Source organism: Nonomuraea sp. K271, from assembly GCF_009908215.1.
GTDB classification, from domain to species: Bacteria; Actinomycetota; Actinomycetes; order Streptosporangiales; family Streptosporangiaceae; genus Nonomuraea; species Nonomuraea longispora.
The window spans coordinates 17,990-38,907 of the sequence record NZ_JAAAHR010000054.1; the positions used below are offsets into that span (position 1 = coordinate 17,990).

22 protein-coding genes are annotated in these 20,918 nt (G+C 72.1%); 5 read left to right on the top strand and 17 right to left on the bottom strand.

Going from position 1 to position 20,918, the window contains the following annotated elements:
• Window positions 1-73 precede the first annotated feature (73 nt).
• The 6 genes from GUY59_RS20060 to GUY59_RS20085 form a co-directional block, all read right to left on the bottom strand.
• Entirely contained in the window at window positions 74-961 is an 888-nt protein-coding gene (locus tag GUY59_RS20060; RefSeq protein ID WP_138199161.1) for a diacylglycerol/lipid kinase family protein, read from the bottom strand.
• 16 nt (window positions 962-977) lie between these two features.
• Window positions 978-1,874, bottom strand: coding sequence for a twin-arginine translocase subunit TatC (gene tatC / locus GUY59_RS20065; protein WP_236667322.1), 897 nt, complete (start codon window positions 1,872-1,874; stop codon window positions 978-980).
• A 33-nt stretch (window positions 1,875-1,907) separates the two neighbouring features.
• Window positions 1,908-2,228 carry a Sec-independent protein translocase subunit TatA gene (tatA, locus tag GUY59_RS20070; RefSeq protein ID WP_132332247.1) on the bottom strand — a complete coding sequence of 107 codons (321 nt, stop codon included), beginning with the start codon at window positions 2,226-2,228 and terminating at the stop codon, window positions 1,908-1,910.
• Window positions 2,229-2,295: 67 nt separating this feature from the next.
• On the bottom strand, window positions 2,296-2,451 hold the full coding sequence (locus tag GUY59_RS20075) for a hypothetical protein (protein WP_161714620.1): 156 nt from the start codon (window positions 2,449-2,451) through the stop codon (window positions 2,296-2,298).
• Window positions 2,448-3,419, bottom strand: coding sequence for a helix-turn-helix transcriptional regulator (locus GUY59_RS20080; RefSeq protein ID WP_138199162.1), 972 nt, complete (start codon window positions 3,417-3,419; stop codon window positions 2,448-2,450). The genes GUY59_RS20075 and GUY59_RS20080 overlap by 4 nt, the downstream gene beginning before the upstream one ends.
• Complete coding sequence (locus GUY59_RS20085) at window positions 3,416-4,378, bottom strand: helix-turn-helix transcriptional regulator (protein ID WP_138199163.1); 963 nt, start codon at window positions 4,376-4,378, stop codon at window positions 3,416-3,418. Before GUY59_RS20085 ends, GUY59_RS20080 begins: the two co-directional genes overlap by 4 nt.
• A 39-nt stretch (window positions 4,379-4,417) precedes the next feature.
• On the opposite strand from GUY59_RS20085, the gene GUY59_RS20090 reads away from it, so the two are divergent.
• Window positions 4,418-5,491 (top strand): DUF3866 family protein, encoded by a 1,074-nt coding sequence (locus GUY59_RS20090; RefSeq protein WP_138199164.1) that lies wholly within the window; start codon window positions 4,418-4,420, stop codon window positions 5,489-5,491.
• Here GUY59_RS20090 and GUY59_RS20095 read toward each other — a convergent pair.
• The 3 genes from GUY59_RS20095 to GUY59_RS20105 all read right to left on the bottom strand — a co-directional run bounded on the left by GUY59_RS20095 (window position 5,437) and on the right by GUY59_RS20105 (window position 7,601).
• Window positions 5,437-5,916, bottom strand: a complete 480-nt coding sequence (locus GUY59_RS20095; protein ID WP_171055295.1) for a DUF3291 domain-containing protein — start codon at window positions 5,914-5,916, stop codon at window positions 5,437-5,439. The two genes, GUY59_RS20090 and GUY59_RS20095, sit on opposite strands and share 55 nt — an antisense overlap.
• A 32-nt stretch (window positions 5,917-5,948) precedes the next feature.
• A complete protein-coding gene (locus tag GUY59_RS20100; protein WP_138199166.1) occupies window positions 5,949-6,599 on the bottom strand; it encodes a helix-turn-helix transcriptional regulator in 651 nt (216 codons plus the stop codon).
• 102 nt (window positions 6,600-6,701) lie between these two features.
• The gene (locus GUY59_RS20105; RefSeq protein ID WP_138199167.1) at window positions 6,702-7,601 is read right to left on the bottom strand and encodes an FKBP-type peptidyl-prolyl cis-trans isomerase; all 900 of its coding nucleotides are present in this window, start codon (window positions 7,599-7,601) and stop codon (window positions 6,702-6,704) included.
• A 176-nt stretch (window positions 7,602-7,777) separates the two neighbouring features.
• Between GUY59_RS20105 and GUY59_RS20110 the strand changes: the two genes are divergently transcribed.
• The gene (locus GUY59_RS20110) at window positions 7,778-8,317 is read left to right on the top strand and encodes a MarR family winged helix-turn-helix transcriptional regulator (protein WP_138199168.1); all 540 of its coding nucleotides are present in this window, start codon (window positions 7,778-7,780) and stop codon (window positions 8,315-8,317) included.
• Between the two features lie 275 nt (window positions 8,318-8,592).
• Here the strand turns inward: GUY59_RS20110 and GUY59_RS20115 are convergent, their stop codons facing one another.
• Window positions 8,593-9,255: a response regulator gene (locus tag GUY59_RS20115; protein WP_138199169.1), complete on the bottom strand. Its 663-nt coding sequence runs from the start codon at window positions 9,253-9,255 to the stop codon at window positions 8,593-8,595.
• Window positions 9,252-10,379, bottom strand: coding sequence for a sensor histidine kinase (locus GUY59_RS20120; protein WP_138199170.1), 1,128 nt, complete (start codon window positions 10,377-10,379; stop codon window positions 9,252-9,254). Before GUY59_RS20120 ends, GUY59_RS20115 begins: the two co-directional genes overlap by 4 nt.
• Before the next feature lie 395 nt (window positions 10,380-10,774).
• Between GUY59_RS20120 and GUY59_RS20125 the strand changes: the two genes are divergently transcribed.
• Window positions 10,775-11,182 (top strand): DUF6223 family protein, encoded by a 408-nt coding sequence (locus GUY59_RS20125; RefSeq protein WP_138199171.1) that lies wholly within the window; start codon window positions 10,775-10,777, stop codon window positions 11,180-11,182.
• Window positions 11,183-11,351: 169 nt separating this feature from the next.
• Here GUY59_RS20125 and GUY59_RS20130 read toward each other — a convergent pair whose 3' ends face one another.
• The 3 genes from GUY59_RS20130 to GUY59_RS20140 form a co-directional block, all read right to left on the bottom strand.
• Window positions 11,352-13,178: a glycoside hydrolase family 2 protein gene (locus GUY59_RS20130; RefSeq protein WP_330849185.1), complete on the bottom strand. Its 1,827-nt coding sequence runs from the start codon at window positions 13,176-13,178 to the stop codon at window positions 11,352-11,354.
• A 19-nt stretch (window positions 13,179-13,197) separates the two neighbouring features.
• A complete protein-coding gene (locus tag GUY59_RS20135) occupies window positions 13,198-13,509 on the bottom strand; it encodes an ABC transporter permease subunit (protein WP_289512957.1) in 312 nt (103 codons plus the stop codon).
• 201 nt (window positions 13,510-13,710) lie between these two features.
• Entirely contained in the window at window positions 13,711-14,718 is a 1,008-nt protein-coding gene (locus GUY59_RS20140) for a LacI family DNA-binding transcriptional regulator (protein ID WP_212746136.1), read from the bottom strand.
• A gap of 147 nt (window positions 14,719-14,865) precedes the next feature.
• Here GUY59_RS20140 and GUY59_RS20145 point away from each other — a divergent pair, with 147 nt between their 5' ends.
• Both GUY59_RS20145 and GUY59_RS20150 read left to right on the top strand, forming a co-directional pair.
• The gene (locus tag GUY59_RS20145; protein ID WP_161714621.1) at window positions 14,866-16,305 is read left to right on the top strand and encodes an ABC transporter substrate-binding protein; all 1,440 of its coding nucleotides are present in this window, start codon (window positions 14,866-14,868) and stop codon (window positions 16,303-16,305) included.
• A gap of 17 nt (window positions 16,306-16,322) precedes the next feature.
• The gene (locus GUY59_RS20150; protein ID WP_201761095.1) at window positions 16,323-17,789 is read left to right on the top strand and encodes a sulfatase-like hydrolase/transferase; all 1,467 of its coding nucleotides are present in this window, start codon (window positions 16,323-16,325) and stop codon (window positions 17,787-17,789) included.
• Window positions 17,790-17,796: 7 nt separating this feature from the next.
• Here GUY59_RS20150 and GUY59_RS20155 read toward each other — a convergent pair whose 3' ends face one another.
• The 3 genes from GUY59_RS20155 to GUY59_RS20165 all read right to left on the bottom strand — a co-directional run bounded on the left by GUY59_RS20155 (window position 17,797) and on the right by GUY59_RS20165 (window position 20,900).
• A complete protein-coding gene (locus tag GUY59_RS20155; protein ID WP_138199175.1) occupies window positions 17,797-19,167 on the bottom strand; it encodes a PepSY-associated TM helix domain-containing protein in 1,371 nt (456 codons plus the stop codon).
• Window positions 19,168-19,311: 144 nt separating this feature from the next.
• On the bottom strand, window positions 19,312-19,845 hold the full coding sequence (locus tag GUY59_RS20160) for an MFS transporter (protein WP_138199176.1): 534 nt from the start codon (window positions 19,843-19,845) through the stop codon (window positions 19,312-19,314).
• Window positions 19,846-19,946: 101 nt separating this feature from the next.
• A complete protein-coding gene (locus tag GUY59_RS20165) occupies window positions 19,947-20,900 on the bottom strand; it encodes an FKBP-type peptidyl-prolyl cis-trans isomerase (protein WP_138199177.1) in 954 nt (317 codons plus the stop codon).
• Window positions 20,901-20,918: the final 18 nt, after the last annotated feature.

A 20,918-nucleotide genomic window follows, 5' to 3' on the forward strand; every position in this document is an offset into this window, starting at 1 on the left:
TACCGAAATCGCCATTCCGGTCCGTCCCGCCGAGCTTGTACGGCCTCCGCGCAGGCGCCTTTACATTGTAGATTCATACGAGGACGCGGAACGCCCCAGGCCGGACCTCGCAGTGCGCCGGCACCGGCCCCACCCGTTCGCCGTCGGCGTAGGCGACGACATCGGCCGCCTCCAGCCGCACGCTGCGCACCCGCCTGACCGACACGGCCCGATGGCCCACGTGCGTGCCCCGGTAGACGCTCGGGAACACCCGCAGGAACTCGGCCTTGGACACGGCCTCCAGCATCACCACGTCCAGCAGCCCGTCGTCCGGGCTGGCGTCCGGCGACACCCGCATCCCCGCGCCGTACGAACGCGTGTTGGCGACGGCCACCAGCATGGCCTCCCGCTCGATCACCTCGTCCTCGTCGAGCGTGACGCGGAACGGGATCGGCCGGAACGAGCGCAGCTCGTCCACCATCGCCACGACGTAGCGCGCCATCCCCGGCGGCCAGGCAAGCCGGTTGGCGCGCTCGTTCACCCGCGAATCGAACCCGCAGCACATGACCCCGGCGAACAGCTCGTCCGCGGCACCCGCGACGACGCGGGCGGCGTCGACGCTCCGCGGCCGCATCCGCAGCACGGTCCTCGCGGCGGCGATGGGGTCGCCGCACGGCACCCCGAGCGCCGCCGCGATGTCGTTGCCGGTGCCGGCGGGGATGATGCCGAGCGGCACGTCCGTGCCGGCCACGGCCTGCACGGCGAGGTGCACGAGCCCGTCACCGCCGAAGGCCACGAGCGCGTCGGGGCGCTCGGCGACGGCGGTGCAGGCTCGGTCGAGGGCGTCGCCGGCGTCGTCGCCGACGATCACCGACAGCTCGGCCCCGCCGGCGCGCAGGCGGCGAGCCACCGGCTCCAGCAGGCGCAGGGTGCGGCCGCCGCGCGCGGCGGGGTTGACGAGCAGGGCGAGTTGAGGGGACACGCCCGGAACTTATCGCCTATCGCCCGGAACCGGAATCCTCCCCGGCGCGGGGGGCGTCGGCATCGTCGTCGAGCGGGGCGTCCTCGGGCAGCGGCGAGGCCTCGTCGTCGTCCAGGTGACCGAACTCGCTCACCGGGTTGCGCTTCTCCCTCAGGTACATGACCAGCTCGGCCGCCGAGAACAGCACGATCATCGGCGCGGCCAGCGCCATCATGGTGATGGGGTCGCCGCCGGGCGTGACGACGGCGCCGAAGACGAACATCAGGAAGATGACCAGCCGCCGGTGCTTGGCCACCGTCGCGTGGGACAGCACCCCGATGATGTTGAGGAAGACCAGCAGCAGCGGCAGCTCGAACGACACCCCGAAGATCAGCAGCATGATCAGGACGTAGTCGAGGTAGTCGTCGATCGAGATGGTGGCGACCGAGCCGTCGACCGAGAAGCTCAGCAGGAAGCCCAGCGCGGTGTCCATGATGAAGTAGGACAGCCCGGCCCCCAGCGTGAACAGCGGGATGGCCAGCGTCAGGAACAACACCGTGTAGCGCTTCTCGGTGCGGTAGAGGGCCGGGGTGACGAACGCCCAGATCTGGTAGAGCCAGGCCGGCGACGACAGCACCAGGCCGACCATCAGCGAGACCTTCAAGGTGATGAAGAACGACGAGAAGATGCCGGTGTAGGTCAGGCTGCACTCGCCCGTGAGCTGACGCGACTGGGCGGTCGAGCAGTAGGGATCCTTGAGCACCGCCCACACCGGGTCGAAGACGATCCACCCGATGATCAAACCCACCACGGCGGCGGCGAACGCGATGAGCAGCCGGTTGCGCAGTTCGCGCAGGTGCTCCATGAGCGGCATCCGGCCTTCGGCATCGGGCTCAGGCTTGCGCTTGGGCCCCGACCGTTTCAGCAGCGCCATCACCAGTCCAGGGAGTGAGGAGGAGAGGAAGAATCAGGGGCGCTTGTCGGCCTGGGCACTCGCACGCAGCTTGGCGGCCTGCTCCTCGAGCCGGCGGGCCTGCTCCTCCGGCGACGGTTCCGGCGACGGGGCCGCGGCCTGGAGCTGCTGGGGCGTGGCGGGCTGCTGCTGGGCCTCGGGCTGTGTCTGGACGACGGTCGGCTTGTCGTCGTCATCGTTCATCTTGCTGGTCTCGGCCTTGAAGATGCGCAGGGACCGTCCAACGCCACGCGCGAGGTCCGGCAGCTTCTTGGCGCCGAAGAGCAGGACCAAGGCCACCAAGATCAGGATGATCTCCGGAGCTCCCAAGTTCATGTGACGTCCTTCATGGTTTATGAGTGCTGTCCTTCACGACCGATCGTACGCTGCCGGGGCCGCTGCCTCATCCCTTGGCGTCCTGTTTATCCCCGAATTGCTCGTGAACCTGAGCGACTTCCCTGTTCAGGTCACGTGCGGCGGCCACCACCCGGGCGAACGCGGCCCCGAGCACGGCCAGCCCTGCCAGGCACAACCCGCAGGCCAGGAGAATCCACGTCATGACCGGTGAGCGTACAGGGCCAGGGCCCGCTCGGCCTCCTGGCGCACGGCCTCGGCCATCGCGGGCGGCGCGACGACCCTGCCGGTGTCGCCGAGGCGCAGCGCCAGCTTGAGAATCCAGTCCTGGTCGCGGGCGCGCAGCGTCACCCGCAGCCGTCCTTCGCCGAGCTCGGTGACCTGCTCGCACGGGTAGTACTCGGCGACCCACCGGCCGGCGGCGCTGACCTCCAGCTCGATCAGCTCGTCGGTGGGCGAGGGCCGGAAGACCCCCTGGGCGACGTCGATGGGCTCGGCCTCGGCCGGCGGGTCGGCGGGCACGTCGAGCACGTCGACCCCGAGCATCCGGTCGAGCCGGAACAACCGCATCGCCTCGGCGCGGTAGCACCAGCCCTCCAGGTAGGCGCGGCCGTCGACGACCACGATGCGCATCGGGTCGACCTCGCGCGGCGTCACCTCGTCGCGGCCCGGCACGTAGTAACGCAGCGACAGCCTGCGCCCCTTGGTGAGCCCCTCGCGCACGCGCGGCAGGGCGTCGGGTGCCGCGTCGACGTCGACGGCGACCTGGCTGCTGACGGTGGCGGCGCCCTCCCCGGCCGCCTGCTCCAGCTTGGCCATCACGCGCGGCAGCGCGTCGTCCGCGCCCTGCACCTCGGCCAGCTGCGGCGTGGCGGCCAGCATGCGCAGCGCGACCAGCAGCGCGCTGGCCTCGTCGATGCCCAGCCGCAGGGGCCTGGCGATGGTGTCGGCGTTGTCGATGAGGATCTCGCCGCCGTCCCAGGACACGTCGATGAGGTCGCCGGGCGTGTGACCGGGCAGCCCGCACATCCACACGAGCTGCAGGTCGTCGATGAGCTGCTTCTCGCTCAGCCCGAACACCGCGGCCACCTCGCCGACCTGCGCCCCGGGGTGGGACATCAGGTACGGCACCAGCGACAGCAGCCGGGGCAGCCGGTCGGCGGATCCGCTCATGCGAGCGCCCCTTTCAGTCGGCGGATGACGGCCTCGCGGGCGTCGGGCGGGTCGACGACCTCGACGTCGGCGCCGAGGCTGGCCATCCAGGCGGCCAGCCGCTCGGGGTCGGAGAAGGTCAGCTCGGCCTCGTCCCACCCGTCCGTGCTGGTGCGTACGGCCCTGGCCAGCTGGCGAACCCCTTCGCACGTCCCCTGGCGCACGCGGACCACCGCGATCCGCTCGTCCGTCACCTCGTCGGGGTAGCCGACCATGGCGCGTACGTCGACGCCTTCGGGCACCTCGACAACCCCCGGCTTGCCGACCGTCGTGACCTGCCCGGTGATGCGGCTGAGCCGGAAGGCGCGCGGCGCGTCCCTGCCGCGGTCGAACCCAGCGAGGTACCAGCGGCCGCGCCTGCTGACCACGCCCCACGGCTCCACGGTGCGGGTGCGGACCTCCTCGCTGCCGGCGCCGCGGTAGTCGAAGCGCACCACCCGCCGGTCGCGTACGGCGTTCCACAGCGCGGGGAACGCGGGGTCGCGGGTGTCGACGCGCAGCTCCAGCGCTCCCCCGCCCATCGCGGCGCCGACGGGCTGGTCGGTGGCCACGCCGCCGGCGCGCAGCTTCAGCAGCGCCCCCGAGGCGGCCTCGGCCAGGCTGGCGCGCTGCCACACCTGGGCGGCCAGCCCCAGGACGGCGGCCTCGTCGGGTTCCAGGGTGATCTCGGGCAGCTCGTACGACTGCCGCTCGATCCGGTAGCCGGGCTCGTCCTCCCACGGGTCGCGCACCACGTCGATGGGGATGCCGAGCTCGCGCAGCTCGTTCTTGTCGCGCTCGAACATGCGCTGGAACGCCTCGTCGCCGTCGCGGTCGTAACCCGGGACGGCGTGACGGATCTGCTCGGCCGACAGCGGGCGCCGGGTGGCGAGCAGGCAGATCACGAGATTGAGCAGCCGTTCTGTCTTCCGGCGCGACATCTGCCTCACTCCTCCTTCGATCGACGCTACCCTGCCCCCGTGATCAGATGGCGCAAGGGCGAAGTTGTCCGGATCCGACGCGAGTGGCCGGGAGCGGTGGAGCTGGATGTCGCCGTCCCCGAGGGGGAGTGCCGGGCGCTGGCGTATCCGCCGCTGGTCGGGCGCCCGGAACCCGGCGACGAGGTGCTGCTCAACACGACCGCGCTCGCGATGGGTCTCGGTACGGGAGGTTACGCCATGGTGGTGGCCGTCCCTAACCGTTTGCCGCAGGATCCTGACGGTCCCGGGCACCTGGTGAAGGCCCGGTACACACCGTTGCAGGCCACGGTGCTGGGCGCCGACGAGCAGGACTCCCCTCATCACGAGCTGCTGCGCGAGGCCGACTCGCTGGACGGCATGCCGGTGATCGTGGCGGACCTGCACTCGGCGCTGCCGCCGATCCTGTGCGGCCTGTACGCCTCGGCGCCGCGGCCGGACGTCCGTGTCGCGTACGTGATGCTGGACGGCGGCGCGCTGCCGGCGTGGTTCTCGATGGCGGCGGCGCGGCTGCGTGAGACCGGCTGGCTGAAGGGCGTGGTGACGGTCGGGCAGTCGTTCGGCGGCGACGTGGAGGCGGTCACCGTCCACACCGGGCTGCTGGCGGCCAGGCACGTGCTGGAGGCCGACCTGGCGATCGTCACGCAGGGGCCGGGCAACCTGGGCACGGGCACCCGATGGGGCTTTTCCGGGGTGTCGGCGGGTGAGGCGGTGAACGCGGCGGGCGTGCTGCTGGGGCGTCCGGTGGCCGCGCTGCGGGTCAGCGAGGGCGACAGGAGGGAGCGCCACTACGGCGTCTCCCACCACTCGCTGACCGCCTACGGCAGGGTCGCGCTGTCTCCCGCCGACGTGCCGGTGCCCGAGCTGCCGGGCGAGTTCGGCGAGCGGGTGAGGGACCAGGCGGAGCTGCTGGCGGTGCGCCACCGCCTCGTCCCCGTTCCGGTGGAGGGCCTGCACGAGGCGCTGCGCGCCTGTCCTGTGCGGCTGTCGACGATGGGCAGGGGCCTGGAGGAGGACCTGGCCTACTTCCTGGCCTCGGCGGCGGCGGGCAGGCTGGCGGCCTCGCTGCTGGAGTAGGAGTCCTTGAAGGTGAACGCCTCGGGGCTCGGCCCCTCGGCCTTGAGGCGTTCCAGCCGCCGCATGCCCTCGGCCAGCGGCGGGATGTGCCCTTCCGGGATCCACCACATGACGGTGTACGGCTCGGCCACGCGCAGGAACCATTCCCTGCGCCGGCGCAGCACGTCCAGGTGGGGGCTGCGGTAGACGTAGTTCCACAGCGCGTCGAGCGACTCCCACACCGAGAAGTTGACGAGCAGGTGGTCGCCGTAGTCGTGCACGACGGTGGCGGTGGGGTCGGTCTCGCTCTCCTTGAGCCGCCACACGAATCCGGGCGCCGCGTCGGCGAGCGCGTTGACGGGTTCGAGCAGGGCGACGAACTCGGCGAGCTCGGGGCTGTCGACGGGCGCGCGCATGTGCGCGATGTTGAGCTGGGCCAGATGCATGACGTTCAGCACATCACCCCTCGCCTTCTATGTCAATCATCGTTTGTTTTAGAAGTGCGGAACACCACGCAGCACTCCCCCGGCCGCGGGTCCAGCCGCGCCCTGCCGGGGTCGTCGCCCAGCCCTTCCAGCAGGCCCTGGCACAGAGCCAGGTTGACCGAGCAGACCAGCACCGGCTGCTCCTCGGCCAGCACGTGGAACGGGCAGTTGCGCAGCCGCACCCGGCCGTCCTCCTCGTAGGGCTCGTAGCCGCGCTCGCGCAGGACCCGCTCGACCGGCTCGCCCTGGCGCCGCCCGGCCATCCCGACGCCCACGTCGTGCGCAGCCCGCTCGGCCTGCTCGTCGGCGCCGAGCAGCTCGACCACGCCGGCGAGGACCGAGGCGAGGGTGGCGTAGTCGCGCGGTGGCAGGCTCACCGACCGCTCACCCCTCGCCCTGCGGTAGACCTTGGCGGGCCGGCCGCTGCCGGGCCCTCTCTTCTCCGGCCGGCGAAAGCCGCTCTCCAGCAGACCGGCCTCGACCAGCCGGTCGAGGTGGTGACCGGCGAGGGTCCTGGACACGCCGGCGGCCTCGGCCGCCTCTCCCCTGCCGACGTCGCCGCCCCTGGCCGCCACCACGTCGTAGAGGCTGCGGCGTACGGGATCGTGCAGCAGGGCCAGCGCGTCGAGGTCGTCGCTACTCACAGCCGGAGTCTACGAAAGCCCCCGCCCGGCACGAACCGGTCCCGCCCGGGCCGCTCAGTAGGACGCTCAGTAGGACGCTCAGTAGGACGCTCAGTAGGACGCTCAGTAGGACGCGATGACGTCGACGACGAAGACGAGCGTGTCGGAGCCCTTGATGCCGTACGCCGGGTTGCCGGAGGGGCCGTACCCGTAGGAGGGCGGGACGATCATCACGACCCGGCTCCCGGCCGGGACGCCGACGAGCGCGCTGTCCCATGCCTTGATCACGCCGCCGTCGCCGATCTTGAACGCCTTGGGCCCGCCGGTCGTCCAGGTGGTGTCGAAGACGCGGCGCCGGCTCCAGATCGCGCCTTCGTACTGGGTGACGACGAGCTGTCCCGCCTGCGTCCTTGGCCCCTTGCCGCGGTGCAACACCCTGGCGGCGAAGCGGGCGGGCGGGGCGCCGGCCGGCACCGCCAACGCCGGCCGGGCGCCGCCCGGGACGCGCACGCCCGCCAGTGAGCCGCCGCGGGCCTTGACCGACACGCCCTTGGGGTGGGCGCCGAGGATGTCGACGACGTAGAACAGCTCCTCGTCCGCGCCGATCCCCCGCGGCGGGTTGGCGCCGAAGCCGTCTCCCGGCGGGATGGCGACGATCACCCTGCTGCCCACCCTGCGCCCCCGCAGGGCCCGCTCCAGGCCCGGCAGCAGCCGCCCCAGAGGGAAGGCGGCGGGAGTGCCCCGGGTGAAGCTGGAGTCGACCAGGCGGTTGTCCCTGCCGTTCCAGACGTGCGCGGTGTACTGGACGATCGCCACGTCGTCGGGCCGCAGCGGCTCGCCCCGGCCCGTGGCCAGCTCGTCGACCCGCAGCTCGGCCGCCGGCTTGCCGGCGGGGAAGACGATCGTGGGCCGGGCTCCGAACGCGCCGCCAACCGTCAACTCCGTGCCGTCCGCGGCCTCACCCGTGCAGCCGGCCGGCGCGAGCAGCGCAGGCAGCAGCAGCGCGACGATACGGCGGCGCATGGATGACCTCCCGCGTGGCCCGGCGGGGGCTGCCGGGGCGAGGCGATGCTACCGCGCCGCCACGCCGGAGGAGCCGGAAACCGTCCCGGTGCAGGCGTTCGAGCCGCTGCACGGAGGCCTTGTCGGTGCTTCCGCCCCCGCCCAACTTTCATGAGTCGTGCATGTTAACATGAAGTATGCATGATTCAGCGACGACGGCGAACTTGCTGGGCGCCACCGCGCTCGCCCTGACCGACGTGACGCTGGGCCAGGTGACCCGCGCCGCCGGGGTGAGCGCCCGGGAGGCCACGGCCATGGTCACGCTGTCCGCCAGTCCCGGCCTCAGCGTGTCCGAACTCGGCAGGCGCGTAGGGCTGACCCAGTCCGCGGCCGCCCGGATGGTCGACGGACTCGAAGCCGACGGCCTGCTCACGCGCGAGCCGCACCCCTTCAACCGTCACTGGGTGACCCTCTCGCTCACGGAGACGGGCCGTGCCACGACCCAGCACATCCTGGGAGCACGGGCGACCCCGCTCAGCGGCGTGCTCGACTGCCTGGACGAAGGAGAGCAGCAGACCCTGTCCGGCCTGCTCGTCAAGATCCTCACACAGCTGTACCAGGACAACGGGAACGCGCAGTACATCTGCCGGCTCTGCGACCGGGGCGCGTGTGTCGCGGGACATGCGACCTGCCCGGTCGGTGAGGCCGAACGCCGGGACCAGCGACAGCCGGGCTGAGCGCACCCGTGGCAACCACGCGGTTGCACCCCTGACGGGCCTCCTCCTGCCGACCGACCCCATGGACCGTCTACGGCGGGTCCAGCGGGCCGCAGGCACGCGTTACGGCGCCCCGCCCGAGGGGGTTCCCGAAGGCTTCTCGCCTTGATCGGGCGCAAGGGCTCAGGACGCCGGCCCGCGCGTGCACGGCGCGGCACGGCACGGCGCGGCGACGGGTGATCCGCGTCCGGTCGAGGAACACCACCGCGGCCCCTGCCCGGCGTGCGGCGGGACTGTCACCAGCGACGCGGGGCCACCAGGCCGGACTCGTAGGCGAACACGACGAGCTGGGCGCGGTCGCGGGCGCGGAGCTTGGTCATGGCCCGGTTGACATGGGTTTTCGCGGTCATCGGGCTGATCACCATGCGGCCGGCGATCTCGTCGTTGGACAGGCCCTGCGCCACGAGGACGACGGCCTCGCGTTCGCGGTTGGTCAGCTCGTCCAATGCCGTGGCAGCGCCGGTGTGGAGCGGCTGGGTCACGTACCGGTCGATCAGTTTGCGGGTGATCGACGGTGCGAGCAGGGCGTCGCCGCGCGCGGCGACGCGTAGGGCGTGCAGCAGGTCCTCGGGCACGATGTCCTTGACGAGGAATCCGGCGGCGCCGGCGCGCAGCGCGTCGAAGACGTACTCGTCGAGGCCGTAGTTCGTGAGGATGACGACGTGCACCCCGGCCAGGGCGGGGTCGGCGGCGATGCGCCGGGTGGCCTCGATGCCGTCGGCGACCGGCATCTGGATGTCGACGAGAGCGATGTCGGGCAGGTGCTCCCTGGCCAGGGCCACGGCCCGGTCGCCGTCGCCGGCCTCGGCCACCACGTCGATGTCGTCCTCCAGGTCGAGCAGGGCGCGGAACCCGCTGCGGATGAGCGGCTGGTCGTCGGCCAGCAGGACCCGGATCACGACGCCGGCTCCACGGGGAGTTCGGCCCGTACGGAGAAGCCGCCCTCGCCGCGCGGCGCCGCCAGCAGGTGACCGCCGAGCGCGGTGACACGTTCGCGCATGCCGAGCAGCCCGACGCCGGGCACCGGCGCGAGGTCCGGGGTGGCCCTGCCGTCGTCGTCCACCTGGATGAGCAGGGCGCCGGGACGGTAGTCGATGAGGACCGTCGCCGTCGCGGCGGCGGCGTGCCGGGCGATGTTGGTCAGCGACTCCTGGACGATCCGGTAAGCGGTCCTGTCCACCGCCGCCGGCACGCCCTGGCGCCGCCCTTCGATGGTGAGCGTGGCGTCCAGGCCGGCCGTCCGGGCCCGCTCGACCAGTTCGGGGACGTGGGCGAGCCCGTGCGGCGGGCTCGTGTCGTCGTCGCGCAGCGTCTCCAGGGTCGCCCGCAGCTCCTTGGCCGCCTCACGGCCGGCCTCCCGGATCGCCAGCAGGGCGTCCGGTACGTGTTCACCGCGCTTGCGTGCCACGTGGACGGCGACTTCCGCCTGCACCTTGATGATCGAGATCTGGTGGGTGAGCGAGTCGTGCAGCTCCCGCGCGATGTGCAGCCGCTCCTCGTCGGCGCGGCGCCGCGCGGCCTCCTCCCGGGTGCGCTCGGCTTCGTCCGCACGCCGCTCGGCCTGCCGCAGCGCTTCGCCCGCGGCGCCGGCCGCGATCAGCCAGGCCAGTTCGAGGGCGCCCCTGGCCTGCGCGAACGCCTCGCCTGTGTCGTGCAGGCCCGAGACCATGGCCGCGAACGGCAGGGCGGCCAGCATGACCACGCTCACCACCACCGTGACCGTGCGGCGCCCCGCGCGTACGGCCGCGTACACCGCGAACAGGTATGCGATGGCGGGCACGTCGAAGCCGGCCGCCTGATGGCCCAGCGCGCACAGCCCGGTGACGGCCAGGACGACGAGCGGGGCCCGGCGGCGCGCGGCCAGCGCCAGGCCGCCGGCCGTCAGCAGCGAGTAGCCGAGCACGTCGAGCGACGTGCCTGAGTGCTGGTCCGACAGCCCGGTGACCAGCAGCGTGGCCGCCACGCCCACGGCGATGGCCCCGTCCGTGACGGGTGCCCGCGAACCGGACCGTGCAGTGCTCATGCGCGCACCTTAACCGAGCGCCGCCGCGGGCGGGTCCCGCGCACGGATGACCGGCCGGCTACCGCGTACGCGGTACTTCCGCGGCCACTGCGGCGTCCGCGGTAGCCGGCTGCTCTGTCGGCGGCAGGGCGTAATGTCCGCGCCCGCCTGACGACGGGCGGCGGGGCCGGCGGAGATGATCGGACTGCGTCCTCCCGCGGGGAGGACGCTCCGCCGAGGACGAGCGTCCCGCGGCGAGGTCCTCCATCGGATGTCCCGCCGCAGGCGAGGACGTCCATCGCGATGGAGGCGTCTCGCACAGGCGAGGACGCCGATCGCAGGCGTGGGCATCCCGTACCGATGAAAGGCGTCCCTCCGCAGGCGGGGACGCCCTGCCGCACGAGAAGGAGAACCTCATGCCCGTTCGACAGGTGTTCGCCGCTGCCGGAAACGCTCTGGCCGGAGGGTTGTGGTCGGCGACCCCGGCGGCCGCTCACGTCCTGGTCCAGCCGGAAGCCGGTCTGTACGCCCTGAGCGCCGGACGGCTCGGAGCCATCGTGGCCGCGCTGTCGGGGCTGGCCGGCGCGGTCGTCGGCGGGTGGGCCCTGAGGCGTGCCTCCGGCCCCGGCAGGTCGGGAAGGGCCGTGGTGGCCCTGGTGGCGGGACTGGCCGGCATGGGGCTCGGCGGGCTGGTGGTGGCCACCGCCGAGGGCGGCCTCGGCACCGGCAACGGGCTGGGTGGCGGCGTCGTGGCGCTGGTGGTGGGGTTGGCAGGCGCGGTGACGGGCGGGCTGGCCCTGGCCCGCTCGCGCCGCGCGGGCTGATCGCCGTAGCGGGCGCCACGAATCGAGCGACGTCCCACGAACCTCGGCGACGCACGCCACCGGCTCGTGGACGCTCCCGCCAACCTCAGCGACGCACGCTCCGGGCGCCGGGGGGCGCGCCCCCGGCCGCCGGGCTCCAGGGGGTGGACCGGACATCGATTCCGCCGATCTACGAGCCCGAGATGGTGGTGGCCCGTTCGATGGCGGCCGGACGTTGTTGCGCCGCGCGGATGCGGGAGACGTCCAGCTTGCTCGTGCGGTCGAAGCGGTAGACGCCGTTCTGTTCCTGGAAGACGTCGGTGAGCTGGGTGTAGCAGTAGCCGAACATCCGGGGGTCGTCCAGCAGCACGGCGACCAGCCCGGCGAAGCGCTCCTGCATCTCGTCCTCGCTCGTGGGCCGCTCACCGTACCCCCAGGAGCTCTCCCCGGGACGCGCGCCCGGGTTCCACCAGATGCCCCCGAACTCGCTGCAGAAGTACGGCTGCCCCGCGTACGGCACCGACCAGGCCGTGCCGTCGCGGTCGGCGTTGACGAACGGCTTGCCCTCGGCCAGCCCGGCCATCAGCCGGCCGAACACCTCGGGATCCTGCTCGTAGCAGTGCGAGTCGTAGATGTCGGCGCCGGGGACCCGGTGCGCGTAGCCGGACGCGTCGAGCACCGGGCGGGTGGGGTCGGCCGCCTTGGTGGCCAGGTACATGCCCCGGGTGACGTCGTCGAGCACGGTGATCCGGTCGTGCAGCCGCTGCCACGTCTCGTTGAGCGGGCACCAGCCGACGATGCTCGGGTGCGAGTAGTCGCGTTCGACCGCCTCCAGCCACTGGGTCACGAACGACGCGGTCGGCTGCTGGTTGTCGCCGGGAGGGCCGCCGGTGTTGGCGCCCCAGTCGCCGAACTCGCCCCAGACCAGGAACCCGGCCCGGTCGGCGTGGTAGAGGTAACGCTCCTCGAACACCTTCTGGTGCAGCCGGGCGCCGTTGAACCCTGCGGCCACGGCCAGCTCGATGTCACGGCGCAGGGCCTCGTCCGTGGGCGCGGTCATGAGGCCGTCGGGATAGTAGCCCTGGTCGAGCACGAGCCGCTGGAAGCGCACCTCGCCGTTGAGCAGGACGGCGTGCCCGTCGAGGGTGACCGAGCGGAGACCGGCGTAGCTCGTGGCCGTGTCGCTCACGGCGCCGTCGCCGTCGAGCAGGTCGATGCGCAGGTCGTACAGGTGCGGGTCTTCGGGGCTCCACAGCCGTACCCGGTCGTCCGGCAGCGGCAGCCACACCTCGGCGGACAGGTCGAGGCCGGCGCGCGATCGTGCCCGCGCGACCTCGCCGGCCTGGTCCGACACCGTCACGCGGATCTCGTGCCCGGCTCGGCCGCCCGGCACCGGCACCGTGACGCGGAACGCGGACGCGGCGACGTTCGGCGTGATCCGCGGCCGGCAGAGGTGCGTGCTCGGCACGGGCTCGCACCACACCGTCTGCCAGATGCCGGTGGTGCGTCCGTACCGCGCTCCGCGCCCCTCGTAGGTGGTGGCCTGCTTGCCGCGCGCCTGCGGCCCGGTGCGGGGATCCCGGGCGCGCACGACCACGGTGTACGTGTGCGCCGGGTCGGCCGCGGCGGCCAGGTCGCAGGTGAACGGGGTGAACCCGCCCCGGTGCCGGCCGGCTTCGACGCCGTCGACCCACACCGTGGCGTCGTGGTCGACCGCCTGGAAGTGCAGCAGCACCCGCTGCCCCGCCCACTCGTCCGGCACCTGGACGGTGCGGCGGTACCAGACGGCCGGGTGGAAGTCGGGGTCGCCGATGCCGGACAGCGGCGCCTCCGGGCAGAACGGCACGACGATCTCGCCGGTCAGGTCACGGTCGAGCAGGCCGCGCTCCAGCCCGGAGTCGCCGGGGTCTCTCTCGAACTGCCAGGTCCCGTTCAGGCACTGCCAGGCGGCGCGGACGAACTGCGGACGGGGATACTCCGGGCGGGGGACCACGGGGTTGTCAGGCACGATGCTCACTTTCTCGATGGGGACGTGCTCAGGACTTGACTGCGCCGGCGATGCCTTCGACGAAGTAGCGCTGCAGGGCGATCAACAGCGCGACGACCGGCAGCAGCGAGATCGTCGCCGCGGCGGCCTTGCCCGACCAGTCGGTGGCGTTCTCGCCGGCGAACGCGAGCATGCCGGCGCTCACGGTGCGCAGGTCGGGCCGGGAGAAGGTGAAGACCAACGGCAGGAAGAACGCGTTCCAGGTGTTCAGGAAGGTGAGGGCGGTGACCGTGGCCGTCAATGGCTTGGCCAGCGGCAGCATGATGCGGAAGAAGACGGTCGCGAACCCGGCGCCGTCGATGAGCGCTGTTGGTCACGCCGATGAAGGACGGGCTGTCGTCGAAGCCGTTCCAGTCGGTGAGCGAGTAGAGGTAGCTGCCGGCGATCGGGTAGACGGTGAACGCGCCGTACAGCAGCACGGTCGGGGCCAGGAACAACCACACGTACGTGGTGGTGCGGGTGCCGCGCGGTTTTCGCGAACCGGTGGACGTGACGGCGAACGTCATGCGCCCGCTCCGCCGACGCCCGTGGTGCTCTGGTCGACCAGGAGCCGCCAGGGCGCTTCCAGCTCGGCCGCGGGCTCCTGGCCGCCCTCGACGCGCAGTAGGAGGCGGGTCATGGCGAGCTCGGCGATCTTCTTCTTGTCGGGCACGATGGTGGTCAGCGGCGGCGTGACGAACCGGCCCTCCTCGATGCCGTCGAACCCGACGACGGCGACGTCCTCCGGCACCCGCAGCCCGCGCGCCAGCACGGCTCGCACCGCCCCGATGGCGAGCAGGTCGTTGTAGCAGAACACCGCGTCCGGCGGCTCGCCCAGGTCGAGCAGGCGCTCCATCGCCTCCCGGCCGTCCTGGCGCTGGTAGCGGCGCACCGTCGCGTGGATCTCGGGCAGCCCGGCCTCCTCCAGCGCCTGCGCGTAACCGGCCGTCCGGTGCGCCGCCGTGTTGCCCGTCGGACGTTCCACGTGCCCGATGGCGGCGATGCGGGTCCGGCCCAGAGAGACCAGATGCGCCGTGGCGGCCCGCGCCGCGGCTGTGTCGTCGATGGCGACGTGGTCCAAGCCCTCCACCCGTATCTCACCCAGCATCACCGCCGGGCAGTTGCCCGCCCAGCGCCGCAGCTCGTCCTCGGTCAGGCCGAGCGGGCTGAAGATGATCCCGTCGAACAGCGCCGACCGGTCCCGCCGCATCGTGATCTGCCGCTCGCGTTCCGCCACGCCCTCGGTGCGGTCGAGGAGCACCGTGTATCCGCGCTCCTCGGCCTGGTCCACCACGTGGGCGGCCAGCTCGGTGAAGTAGGGCACGTCCAGCGGCAGCACGAGCGCCAGCAGGTTGGAGCGCCCCCTGTTCAGGCTACGGGCCGCGACATTGGGCCGGTAGTCGAGCTCCTCCAGAGCCCGCTGCACCTGGGCTCGGGTCTCCTCGGACACGTAGGCGAAGTTGTTCACGACGTTGGAGACGGTCCGTACGGAGACTCCCGCCAGCCGCGCCACGTCACGTTGTGTCACCACGACCGTCCAACCTCCAGATCGGGAGCCGACTTCCAAGAGAGCCTTGCCGCGCGGCATGCCGCGTGGCAAGAATGACTTTGCCACGCGGCAAGATTGCCTCACAAGACTTTTGACCGCCGCGGGGTGGAAGGCAGGACCATGAGCGCGATGACTCGGCGAGGGTTCCTCGCCGCGGCGGGCACCCTGGCCGCCGCGGCGGCGACCAGTGCGTGCGGCGGGGGCGGAGGCAGCGGCGGCGGCTCGCTGACATGGTGGGACCACCAGAACCAACTGCAGAAGGCGAAGGCGGAGATCTTCGCCACGTACGCCAAGAGGCCCGGCGGCGTCCCCGTCCAGTACACGTACTACAACCCGTCGAAGATGGGCCAGGCGCTGCAGCTGGCCAAGCAGAGCGACCAGTTGCCGGACATCCACTCCAACGCCGGGCTCAAGCTGCCCGCCGCCGCGCTCGTCGCCGCAGGATGGGCGCAGCCGCTGACCCTCAGTGAGGAGGCGACGGCCCGCGTCGAGGACTCGCTCGTCGAGGGCGTGCACATCTTCGACGGCAAGATCTACGCGTTCCCGATCTTCAGCCACCAGGTCTACGTTGCCGTCAACTGGTTCAACACCGAGCTGGTGAGCCGCGCCGGGCTGGACCCGCAGGCGCCGCCGAACACCTACGACGAGTTCCGCGCGGCGGCCCGCACGGTGCAACAGTCGGCCGGAGAGGGCACCTACGGCTGGGTGTGGAACATCGGCATGCCGGACCGGCTCGGCGAACAGGTCCATGACCTGGCACAGGCGGCCGGGTTCGCCGGCGGCCAAGGACAGCTGTACAAAAGCGGCGAGTACGCCTTCCACGCCGACGAATATCTCAACGTGATCGAGTTCCTGGTCTCGCTGCGCCAGGACAAGGTGCTGGTGCCGGGGTCCAACTCGTGGGTCGACGACGTGGCGCGGGCCCGGTGGACCACGGGGCTGGCGGCGTACTATTTCGACGGCCCGTGGTGCCCCGGCGTGGCGCTGCAGGACATGCCGGAGTTCGGGGAGAAGCTGGGCGTCGGGCCGATGCTGGTGCCCGACGCGGGCGCCGCCGTCGCCAGTTACCATCTGCCGCAGCCCGGAGACTACTGGCTGTCACCGGCGACCAAGCATGCCCAGGCGGCCAACACCCTGTTGAGCGACTACTTCGTCACCGCCGGCTACTCCCGCCAGGTTGCCGAGACCATGTCGCAGCCCCCGCGCGACATCGACGTCGTCGAGCAGTCCAAGGCGCACCCCGCCTACAAGAAGCTCGTCGGCTGGTTCCGGGAGAGCGTCCACCTCGCCCCCGACCCGGTCGCCGGCAACGCCGACGTCCAGCAGGTGCAGATCGCCTCCAAGCCGGTGCGCCCCACCCTCGGCGACATCGTGCAGGGCGCGCTCACCGGCGACATCACCGACGTCCGCGCGGCGCTGACCAAGCTGTCCAGCGACACCGCCAAGGACCGTGACCGCGCGATCGCGGAGGCCAGGAAGAAGGGGGCGAAGGTCGGCCCGGACGACTACGCCTTCCCCAACTGGAAGCCGGGCAAGGACTACACCAAGCCGATGTACGACAAGCGCTGACGATGGAGAACCTTCCTGTGAAGCGACCGAACATCGTGCTGATCATGACCGACCAGCAACGCGCCGGCTGGACGGCCGCGAGCGGCTTCCCCCTGGACACCATGCCGTTCCTCGACGGGCTGATGGACACCGGCGTGCAGTTCGGGCGGGCCTACACCACCTCCCCGCTGTGCGTCCCTGCCCGGATCAGCCTGGTCACCGGGCGCTACCCGTCCGCCCACCGGGTCAGGCAGAACAGCGCCGCTCGGCACGTGCTGCGCGGCGACGACCTGGTGGACGTGCTGCGTGAGTCCGGCTACGCACTGCACCTGGCAGGCAAGACGCACTTCCACCGCAGACCCGCCGACTTCGACACGTTCGCCGCGCCCTACTGGCACGAGCGCGGCCCTGCCGGATCGGCAACGCCCGAGCAGGAGGCGTTCGAGAAGTGGCTCGTCTCGCTCGACCACTCGGTCGGCCGCGAACCGGCGCCCTTCCCGCTGGAGTGCCAGTTCCCGCACCGGATCGTCACCGACGCGATCAGCGCCATCGACGGGACGCCCTCCGACCGGCCGTTCTTGACCTGGCTGTCGTTCCCGGAGCCGCACAACCCGTACCAGGTCCCCGAGCCGTACTTCAGCCTGTTCGGGGAGGACGAGGTGCCCGACCGGCTGGCCGGGCCCGAGGGCGCCGAGCGCAAGGGCGGCACGTACACCTGGCTGCGCCGCCTGATCGAGGAGAAACGGCCCGGCTACGACGCCGAGTGGCGGCGCTACCGCGCCAACTACTGCGGCATGCTCCGGCTCATCGACGACCAGCTGCGCCGGTTCTTCGCGCACCTGCGCGCAACCGGGCGCGACGCGGACACGCTGGTGTTCTTCGTCGCCGACCACGGCGACTACACCGGCGACTACGGCCTGCAACGCAAGGGCGCAGGCATGCCCGAGAGCCTGATGCGCATCCCGTTCGCCGTGGCCGGTCCAGGCGTGCGGCCGATGGTCAACCGCACCGACTTCGTTTCGCTGGCCGACCTGTTCCCGACGATCTGCGACGCGATCAACGTCGAGATCCCGCCCGGTGTCCAGGGCCGCAGCCTGTGGCCCATGCTCACCGGCGAGCCCTACCCGGCCGGGGAGTTCGCGACCGGCTACGGCGAGCGCGGGTTCGGCGGGCTGTCGTACGACGTCGACGAGCGACCCTCGCTGCACTTCCCCTACGAGGGCCGCACCTTCGACGAGCTCAACACCGTCACGCAGTCGGGCACGACGGTCATGCTCCGGCGCGAGCAGTGGAAGCTGCTCCTGGACGAGCGCGGGACCGGCGAGCTCTACGACCTGGACGCCGACCCCGCGGAGCTGGACAACCGCTACGACGATCCCGCGCTGGCCGCGATCCGCGCCGGCCTCACCACCGATCTCGCGCGCTGGATGATCCGCGTCAGGGACGACCTGCCCCAGGCGGTGTACACGCTCAAACGCGCCCCGCACAACTGGCACGACGCGTAGGCGGCGCTCATGTCCGGGCGCGTCTGCCGAGGAGGACGTCGATCACGAGGAACACCGCAAGGGAGATGCCCATCAGGGGCAGGAAGACGCAGACGCCCACGGCGAGCAGGGCCGGCAGTGCCAGCGCCGCCCGGGGCACCTGCCGCCAGGCGCCGCGCGCGGGCGGCGCGGCCGGCCCGCCGGTGGGGCGGCGCCGCCACCACATCCGGTACCCCAGCACGATCAGCGTGATGAGGCCGGCGGCCACCCCCATGAGCAGGAGCTGGTTGGCCAGGCCGAACAGCAGCCCCATGTGGGCGTCGATGCCCCAGGTGGCCAGTTTCGCGGCCGGCGAGTAGGAGGCGAAGGGCAGCCGCGCGGTCACCTGCCCGGTGGCCGGGTCGACGGCGATCTGGTCCAGGCGTACCGGCCACTGGTTGTCGATCTCCTTGACCACGTACGGGCCGCCCGTCTCCGCAGGCCAGGCGATCTCCAGCGGGCCGGACAGCCCTTCACCCCGCGCCGTCTGCGCGACCTGGTCCGCGCTGATCGCGGAGGCGCCCACGGGCTGGTGATCCCCGGGGGCGTGCCCGGCGTGCCCACCTGACGCGGTGGAGATCTCCGGGGTCGTCCAGCCCAGGGCGGCACGCAGCTCGCCGACGTTCGCGCCCGCGTACGTCGACCAGGTCAGGCCGGTGGCGGACAGGAAGAACAGGCCCAGCACCACCCACAGGCCGACCGAGCCGTGCCAGGACAGCAGGCGTCGCGAGCCCGCGACGCCCCGCTCGGGCAGGACCAGTTGCCGCCGCCGGGTCCTGCGCCTGCCGGCCCACATCAGCAGGCCGCCGAGCGCCACAACCCAGAGCCAGCTCGCCGCCAGCTCGCTGTAGACCCGTCCCGGCTCGCCCAGGTGCAGGTGGCGGTGGAGGTTGGAGATCCAGGCGCGTACGGGCAGCGCGCCGGAGCTGCCGTAGCTCTCCAGCGTGCCGCGCACCTGGGCGGTGTGGGGGTCGACGAAGACGGCCAGCCGGGTGCTCGGGGCCAGGCCGGGCACGTCGAGCAGGACCCTGGTGGTCGAGCCGGCTTCGGCGGCCGGCTGCACGGCGCTGACCTTGCCGTCGGGCCGTGCGGCGCGGGCCGCCTCGATCTGCTGCGCCAGGGGCAGCCGGGTCTGGGCGGCGGGCGCAGTCAGCTCGTACCGGAAGACGATCTTCTCGATCTGGACGGAGGCGGCGTACAGGAAGCCGGTGGTCGCGGCGATCAGCAGGAAGGGCGCGACGAGCATACCGGCGTAGAAGTGCAGGCGCAGCACGAGAGGGCGCAGGGCCGCCCAGGTCGCGCCACGCTGCGCGGGCGGCTGCGTCGCCGACGCGGACGACAGATCGGAGGAGGAGGTCATCAGGCGTTTCTCCGTTCGGCGGAGACGCGCACATCCGCGGACGTGCCGCGTTCCGCGAGACAGTTCGGGCGCGTGGCGGCGCGGCCACGCGAGAAAGGGCCGCGGGACGGAACCACACGGCCTGAGGCCGGGCGAGCGCCCGGGTCAGAGAACGGAGAGAACGAGCGGCGGTCCGCGCCGGGACACCGCTGCCATGAACGGTGCTCGTGGTGGCGCCGCGGGGCCGTCCCAGCCCGTGGTGCGGCCGGGACGAGAAATCTCGATCGGTGCGCCGGCCAGGACGAGCAGCGTGGCCCAGAAACGGCCGACGGACGTGACGGCCAGCCGCAGCAGGGTCGCCAGGGCGGCCTCGCCCCGGGCCAGCCACCAGGCCGAGCCGAAGGCCGCCGCGGCGTGGACGGCCAGCATGCCCAGCCCGCCCCCGTGCGCGTGCCCGCCCACGGACGGCAGATCAGGCAGGGTGGCGCCGAACAGGTGATGCATGCCGTACTGGGCGGCGAAACAGGCCCCCAGCAGCACGCTCACGCCTCGCCGGCGCCCGCCGAGCAGGTAGGCGCCCGCCCAGGCCGCCGCGAGGGCCACGCAAAGGCTGCCGAGGCGCACGACCGTGCCCCCGGCCAGCACGTGCAGTGCGGCCGACACCAGCACGCACACCGCCGCGAACGCGGAGGCGCGCAAGGCGCGCAGAAAAGGCCGGGCGACATGCACCCGGCCATGGTCCCACAATGCCGGACGAACGCCTGCGGTTTACGCGGGTCCGTCCGGCACCGTGGCGCTGATCAGTAGGCGCCCAGGACGTCCACCACGAACACCAGCGTGCTCTTCGCGGGGATGCCCTGCTGCTCCTGGTCGCCGTAACCGAGGTCCGGCGGGATGCTCATCACGACCCGGCTGCCGACCGGCACCCCGGCCAATCCCTGCTGCCACCCCTTGATGACCTGGCCGAGCGGGAACTCGGCCGGCTGGCCGCGGTCCCAGCTGGAGTCGAACTTCTTGTCGGTGCCCCAGATCTTGCCCGTGTAGTGGACGGTGAGCGACTGGTTGGCCTTCACCTTCTCCCCGGTGCCCTTGATGACCGTCTTGACCTCGAGCTTCGCCGGCGGCTTGGCGTCGGTCTTCGTGGTCAGCGTGGGAGCCTTCTCACCACCGGGGTTGTCGACCTTGACTCCCTTGATGCTGTCGCCGGTCTCCTTGCCGTCGGCCACCTTGAGCGCCGGCGGCTGCTTGCCGACCACGTCGAACACGAACACCTTGGTGGGCTGGGCGGGCGCGGCCTGCTGCTGGGGAGCGGCGTCGCCGGCCAGCACGGCCAGCAGCCGGCCGCCCTGCTTGACCTTGGTGAAGCCCTCCTGCAGGATCTTCGGCAACTGCTCGTTGACCGGGATGGCCTCGGGCGCCTTCGTGTCGTACGAGGAGCCCTGAACGGCGTTGCCCTGGCCGTCCCAGTTGTAGACGGTCAGGTTGACGACCACCCGGTCGCCCGCCTTGATGGCGTCGCCGTCGCCTGGATGGATCACCTTGTACGACGACGTGGTGGCGGGCGAGCCGGCCGGGAACGTCACCGTGGGCTTGGCGCCCACGTTCCCCGCGACCGACACCTTGGCCCCGTCGGCCGGCGCGGCACTGGAGCTGGCGCTGGACTCGGCGCCGGAGTTCGCGCCGTCATCGGAGCCGCACGCGGCGGCGAAAAAGAGCAGAGGCACGGCGGCCGAAGCGGCCAGAGCGCGGCGCATGGATTTCCCTCGGAAAAG

What these genes read in the sequence shown, in the direction of transcription:
- tatC (WP_236667322.1), bottom strand. Translation starts at nt 1,874, where the DNA reads ATGGCGCTGCTGAAACGGTCGGGGCCCAAGCGCAAGCCTGAGCCCGAT.
- tatA (WP_132332247.1), bottom strand. Translation starts at nt 2,228, where the DNA reads ATGAACTTGGGAGCTCCGGAGATCATCCTGATCTTGGTGGCCTTGGTC.
- GUY59_RS20075 (WP_161714620.1), bottom strand. Translation starts at nt 2,451, where the DNA reads ATGACGTGGATTCTCCTGGCCTGCGGGTTGTGCCTGGCAGGGCTGGCC.
- GUY59_RS20080 (WP_138199162.1), bottom strand. Translation starts at nt 3,419, where the DNA reads ATGAGCGGATCCGCCGACCGGCTGCCCCGGCTGCTGTCGCTGGTGCCG.
- GUY59_RS20085 (WP_138199163.1), bottom strand. Translation starts at nt 4,378, where the DNA reads ATGTCGCGCCGGAAGACAGAACGGCTGCTCAATCTCGTGATCTGCCTG.
- GUY59_RS20095 (WP_171055295.1), bottom strand. Translation starts at nt 5,916, where the DNA reads ATGCATCTGGCCCAGCTCAACATCGCGCACATGCGCGCGCCCGTCGAC.
- GUY59_RS20105 (WP_138199167.1), bottom strand. Translation starts at nt 7,601, where the DNA reads ATGCGCCGCCGTATCGTCGCGCTGCTGCTGCCTGCGCTGCTCGCGCCG.
- GUY59_RS20110 (WP_138199168.1), top strand. Translation starts at nt 7,778, where the DNA reads ATGCATGATTCAGCGACGACGGCGAACTTGCTGGGCGCCACCGCGCTC.
- GUY59_RS20120 (WP_138199170.1), bottom strand. Translation starts at nt 10,379, where the DNA reads ATGAGCACTGCACGGTCCGGTTCGCGGGCACCCGTCACGGACGGGGCC.
- GUY59_RS20125 (WP_138199171.1), top strand. Translation starts at nt 10,775, where the DNA reads ATGCCCGTTCGACAGGTGTTCGCCGCTGCCGGAAACGCTCTGGCCGGA.
- GUY59_RS20145 (WP_161714621.1), top strand. Translation starts at nt 14,866, where the DNA reads ATGACTCGGCGAGGGTTCCTCGCCGCGGCGGGCACCCTGGCCGCCGCG.
- GUY59_RS20155 (WP_138199175.1), bottom strand. Translation starts at nt 19,167, where the DNA reads ATGACCTCCTCCTCCGATCTGTCGTCCGCGTCGGCGACGCAGCCGCCC.
- GUY59_RS20165 (WP_138199177.1), bottom strand. Translation starts at nt 20,900, where the DNA reads ATGCGCCGCGCTCTGGCCGCTTCGGCCGCCGTGCCTCTGCTCTTTTTC.